This is a genomic window from Pantoea sp. CTOTU46764, from assembly GCF_031974595.1.
Classification (GTDB): Bacteria; Pseudomonadota; Gammaproteobacteria; order Enterobacterales; family Enterobacteriaceae; genus Pantoea; species Pantoea trifolii.
In genome coordinates this window covers 1-5,400 of the sequence record NZ_DALYOQ010000086.1, presented here as the reverse complement: position 1 = coordinate 5,400, position 5,400 = coordinate 1, and the positions used below count along the sequence as shown (strand labels likewise).

Below are 5,400 nucleotides of genomic sequence, written 5' to 3'. Positions count from 1 at the left end.
GTCAACTGCAGCTGGCGGTAAGCATTTTCCATCAACGGCAGCGCTTCATGCGTCGCCTCAGTATCCGGATAATCCTTCATCATGGTTTCCACGCGGTTAACAACAGCGACATAGGCACCGCGCTTGGTATAGAATTGCGCCACCGAGAGTTCATACTTCGCCAGGCGCTCTTTCAGGAATGCCAAACGTTTCTGCGCATCCGCAGCATATTGGCTGTTTGGATAACCACGCAGTAATTGCGAGAAGTCACGGAAAGCATCACGAGCGTGCGTCGGATCACGATCGGAACGATCGATACCGAAGAAGCCCTGCAGTGCAGAATCATCCAGCGCCATATCCGTCAGACCTTTCATATAGATGACATAGTCGATATTCGGATGGGTTGGATTTAGACGCATAAAGCGAGATATAGCGGCTTGCGCCAGTGGCAGATCGGCATTTTTGTAATACGCGTAGATCAAATCCAGTTGTACTTGCTGCGAGTAAGGACCAAATGGATAGCGGTTATCCAGTGCTTCCAGTTGCTTAATCGCCGCTTTAAAGTTACCGTCCTGCAGCTTTTGCTGGGCCGTGGCATAAATTTCAGACGGCGGGCTGTCCGGGACTGGATCTGATGAGCCAGAACAACCCACAAGCGCCAGGCTCAGGCTCAGTGTGGCAGCAGCCACCAGATGTTTCATACGCGTCATGACGAAATGATTATCCTCAAAGTGTTGTAGCAGAAGCTGTCCGTATAGCTCCCAGTTATGACCAGGTACGATAGCACATTATATTAAACGGCATCGCCGTGAAAACCCAACGTTAACGAAGAAGCTGTATATGGCACAACAAGTTCAACTCACCGCAACGGTGTCCGAAGCACAACTTGGACAACGCTTAGATCAGACTTTGGCAGAATTGTTCCCTGATTATTCACGTTCTCGCATAAAAGAATGGATTCTTGAGCGCCGAGTCAGCGTCAACGGCACTATCATCGATAAACCAAAAGAAAAAGTTTTTGGCGGTGAGCATGTCTCGATTGATGCTGAGATCGAAGAAGCACAACGCTGGGAAGCGCAAAACATCCCACTGAACATCGTCTATGAAGATGACGACATTCTGGTCATCAACAAACCTCGCGGTTTGGTGGTACATCCCGGCGCCGGTAATCCTGATGGCACGGTGCTTAACGCACTGCTTTATCACTATCCACCTATCGCTGATGTGCCTCGCGCAGGGATTGTTCATCGTCTGGATAAAGATACCACCGGTTTGATGGTGGTAGCGAAAACCGTTCCTGCGCAAACTCACCTGGTTGAAACGCTGCAGCTGCGCGAAATCACGCGTGAATATGAAGCGGTAGCGATCGGCACCATGACCGCAGGCGGTACTGTGGATCAACCCATGGCGCGCCACTCTACCAAACGCACACACATGGCGGTGCATCCGATGGGTAAACCGGCTACCACGCACTATCGCATCATGGAGCACTTCCGTGCCCATACGCGTTTGCGTTTACGCCTTGAAACCGGTCGTACGCATCAGATTCGTGTGCATATGGCGCATATCAACCATCCGCTGGTGGGCGATCCGCTGTACGGTGGTCGTCCGCGTCCGCCAAAAGGTGCATCTGAAGCTTTCATCACTACGCTACGTGGTTTTGATCGCCAGGCGCTGCATGCCACGATGTTACGTCTCTATCACCCCATTACTGGTATTGAGATGGAATGGCACGCACCGTTACCGCAGGATATGGTCGATTTAATTGATGCGCTGAAAGCCGATACCCTTGAATTCCGCGATCAGATGGATTGGCTATGAGTGATTGGATCATCCCGGATTGGCCTGCGCCGCAGCATGTTCGGGCATGTTCCACCACGCGATACGGCGGCGTCAGCGCTGCCCCCTGGGATTCGTTGAATCTTGGTGGGCACGTTGGCGACGCTGAGGCGCATGTTGCTCAGAATCGTCAACGCTTGGTTGAACAACTGACGCTACCAGCAATGCCACAATGGCTTGATCAGATCCATGGTCAAGTGGTTGCGCGTTTACCCGCCAGCGATCCGCTACCGCGCGCTGATGCCGCCATCACCCGTGAAAGTGGGGTTGTTTGCGCAGTGATGACGGCGGATTGTTTGCCGGTGTTGCTTTGTAGTAAGGATGGCAGTGAAGTCGCAGCAGCGCATGCGGGTTGGCGTGGTCTCTGTAATGGCGTGCTGGAACATACATTGTCACAGTTCAACTCCGCGCCACATGACATTCATGCATGGCTTGGTCCGGCAATTGGGCCGCAGGCATTTGAAGTTGGTCCGGAAGTCAGAACGGCATTTATGGCGCATGATTCAAAAGCGGAAGAAGCTTTCCGCCCGGCTGGTGACAAATACTTCGCCGATATTTGGCTGCTGGCTCGTCAGCGGTTACAAGCTGCCGGCGTACATTCCATCAGTGGTTCAACGCGTTGTACCTTCCATGAGCGCGATGATTTTTTCTCCTACCGACGCGACGGAATCACCGGGCGTATGGCAACTTTGATTTGGCTGAGATAACCTTACGCCACAAGACGGTCCAGTTAGCGTATTTTTTGCTCACAACACAGGTCATTAACCTTGAAAAATTTGAGGGATGACCTCATTTAATCTCCAGTAGCATTTTGACCTGTAATGGGAGGAATTATGCGTCTGGATCGTCTTACTAATAAATTTCAACTGGCACTTGCCGATGCACAGTCCCTTGCTCTGGGACATGACAATCAATTCATTGAACCCCTTCATTTGATGAGCGCTTTGCTCAATCAGGAAGGCGGATCGGTGCGTCCGTTGCTCAGCGCAGCGGGTGCCGACGTGGCTGGCCTGCGTACCAGCATTGAACAAGCAATTAATCGACTACCGCAGGTTGAAGGGACCGACGGCGATGTACAGCCATCTGCCGATTTGATTCGGGTACTTAACCTGTGCGACAAGCTGGCGCAAAAGCGCGGCGACAACTTTATATCATCTGAATTATTTGTATTGGCGGCCCTCGATTCACGTGGCTCGCTGGCTGACCTATTGAAATCAGCTGGCGCGACGTCGGAAAAACTCTCTAAGGCCATCGAGCAATTACGGGGAGGAGATAGCGTGAACGATCAAGGGGCTGAAGATCAGCGTCAGGCATTAAAAAAATACACCATCGACCTTACAGAGCGTGCCGAACTCGGCAAGCTGGATCCGGTAATTGGTCGTGATGAAGAGATCCGCCGCACCATTCAAGTGTTGCAACGTCGTACCAAAAATAACCCGGTGCTGATTGGTGAACCCGGCGTCGGTAAAACGGCTATCGCCGAAGGTTTAGCGCAGCGCATCATCAATGGCGAAGTGCCGGAAGGGCTGAAAGGTCGTCGCGTGCTGGCTCTGGATATGGGGTCGCTGGTGGCGGGCGCCAAATATCGTGGTGAATTTGAAGAGCGCCTCAAAGGTGTGCTTAGCGACCTGGCGAAGCAGGAAGGTAACGTCATTCTGTTTATCGACGAACTGCATACCATGGTTGGCGCCGGTAAAGCCGATGGCGCAATGGATGCGGGCAACATGCTGAAACCCGCATTGGCTCGCGGTGAGTTGCACTGTGTCGGCGCAACCACGCTGAATGAGTATCGCCAGTTCATTGAGAAAGATGCGGCGCTGGAACGTCGTTTCCAGAAAGTCTTTGTCGCTGAGCCGAGTGTGGAAGATACGATCGCGATTCTGCGTGGACTGAAAGAACGCTATGAGCTGCACCACCATGTGCAGATCACCGATCCGGCGATTGTGGCTGCGGCGACGCTGTCGCACCGTTATATCTCTGATCGCCAGCTGCCGGATAAGGCCATCGATCTGATTGACGAAGCGGCTTCAAGTATTCGTTTACAGATGGATTCGAAACCAGAATCACTCGATCGCCTTGAGCGCCGCATCATCCAGTTAAAACTGGAGCAGCAGGCGCTGAAGAAAGAGTCTGATGATGCCAGCGTGAAGCGTCTGGAAATGCTGGAAAGCGAACTTAACCAGAAAGAGCGTGAATACGCTGAACTGGAAGAGGAATGGAAAGCGGAAAAAGCCTCTTTAACTGGCACGCAGAACATTAAAGCCGAGCTGGAGCAAGCGCGCTTGACGATGGAGCAAGCGCGTCGCGTGGGTGACCTTGGTCAGATGTCTGAACTGCAGTACGGTAAAATACCGGAGCTGGAGAAACAGTTAGCCATCGCTACGCAGTCTGAAGGCAAAACCATGAAGCTGTTACGCAATCGCGTAACGGATGTGGAGATTGCCGATGTACTGGCGCGTTGGACCGGAATACCTGTCGCACGCATGATGGAAGGGGAGCGCGATAAGTTGCTGCGTATGGAGCAAGAGCTGCACTCACGGGTTATCGGTCAGAACGAAGCGGTAGAAGCGGTTTCGAATGCGATTCGTCGTAGCCGCGCCGGCTTGTCGGATCCGAATCGTCCAATTGGTTCCTTCCTGTTCCTTGGACCAACGGGTGTCGGTAAAACCGAATTATGTAAAGCGCTGGCCAACTTCCTGTTCGACAGCGATGACGCGATGGTGCGTATTGATATGTCCGAGTTTATGGAAAAACACTCGGTATCGCGGCTGGTGGGTGCGCCTCCGGGATATGTCGGCTATGAAGAGGGCGGTTATCTGACTGAAGCGGTGCGTCGTCGTCCTTATTCGGTAATTTTGCTGGATGAGGTCGAGAAGGCGCATCCTGATGTCTTCAATATCCTGTTGCAGGTGCTGGATGATGGTCGCTTAACCGATGGACAGGGGCGTACAGTCGATTTCCGCAATACCGTGGTGATCATGACCTCGAACCTTGGCTCCGATCTTATTCAGGAACGTTTCGGCTCTCTGGATTATGCGGAGATGAAAGAGGTGGTGATGACGGTTGTGGGTCAGCATTTCCGCCCAGAGTTTATCAACCGTATCGATGACATGGTGGTATTCCATCCGTTGGGCGAAAAACACATTGCTTCCATTGCGCAGATTCAGCTGCAACGTTTGTATAAACGTCTTGAGGAGCGCGGCTATCAGCTGCATATCTCCAATGAGGCGCTCAAACTGCTTGGCGAGAATGGCTATGACCCGGTTTATGGTGCGCGTCCATTAAAACGTGCTATCCAGCAGCAGATTGAAAATCCGCTGGCGCAGCAGATTCTTTCTGGTGCTTTGGTTCCGGGAAAAACCATCGAAATGGATGTAAAAGACGATGTGATTGTTGCTCACCAGTAATCACTTCTGATTAAAACGGGCCTGCGGGCCCGTTTTTTTTGGCCTTATCGCAAGAATTAGCTGCTTTTTGCAACGTATAGCCTGGAAAGTGAGCGGTTGCGCGAAAACTTCAAATTAGCTCTTGTCAGCTCCGAATAACTCCCTATAATGCGCCACCACTGAGACGGCAAAGCGG

4 protein-coding genes are annotated in these 5,400 nt (G+C 52.1%); 3 read left to right on the top strand and 1 reads right to left on the bottom strand.

Annotation, left to right across the window (positions count from 1 at the left end; genetic code table 11):
- Positions 1-689, bottom strand: a 689-nt coding sequence (gene bamD, locus RTM06_RS20620; protein ID WP_312184550.1) for an outer membrane protein assembly factor BamD, incomplete at its 3' end; no start/stop codon positions are given.
- Positions 690-819: 130 nt separating this feature from the next.
- On the opposite strand from bamD, the gene rluD reads away from it, so the two are divergent.
- From rluD to clpB, 3 genes are all read left to right on the top strand, one after another.
- Positions 820-1,800, top strand: coding sequence for a 23S rRNA pseudouridine(1911/1915/1917) synthase RluD (gene rluD, locus RTM06_RS20615; RefSeq protein WP_256697198.1), 981 nt, complete (start codon positions 820-822; stop codon positions 1,798-1,800).
- Positions 1,797-2,525, top strand: a complete 729-nt coding sequence (yfiH, locus tag RTM06_RS20610) for a purine nucleoside phosphorylase YfiH (protein ID WP_293791849.1) — start codon at positions 1,797-1,799, stop codon at positions 2,523-2,525. Before rluD ends, yfiH begins: the two co-directional genes overlap by 4 nt.
- A gap of 126 nt (positions 2,526-2,651) precedes the next feature.
- Positions 2,652-5,225, top strand: a complete 2,574-nt coding sequence (gene clpB / locus RTM06_RS20605; RefSeq protein WP_312184549.1) for an ATP-dependent chaperone ClpB — start codon at positions 2,652-2,654, stop codon at positions 5,223-5,225.
- The last annotated feature ends 175 nt before the right edge of the window (positions 5,226-5,400 follow it).

Excerpts from the sequence above, each read along its gene's own strand:
- clpB (WP_312184549.1), top strand. The coding sequence starts at position 2,652 with ATGCGTCTGGATCGTCTTACTAATAAATTTCAACTGGCACTTGCCGAT.
- yfiH (WP_293791849.1), top strand. The coding sequence starts at position 1,797 with ATGAGTGATTGGATCATCCCGGATTGGCCTGCGCCGCAGCATGTTCGG.
- rluD (WP_256697198.1), top strand. The coding sequence starts at position 820 with ATGGCACAACAAGTTCAACTCACCGCAACGGTGTCCGAAGCACAACTT.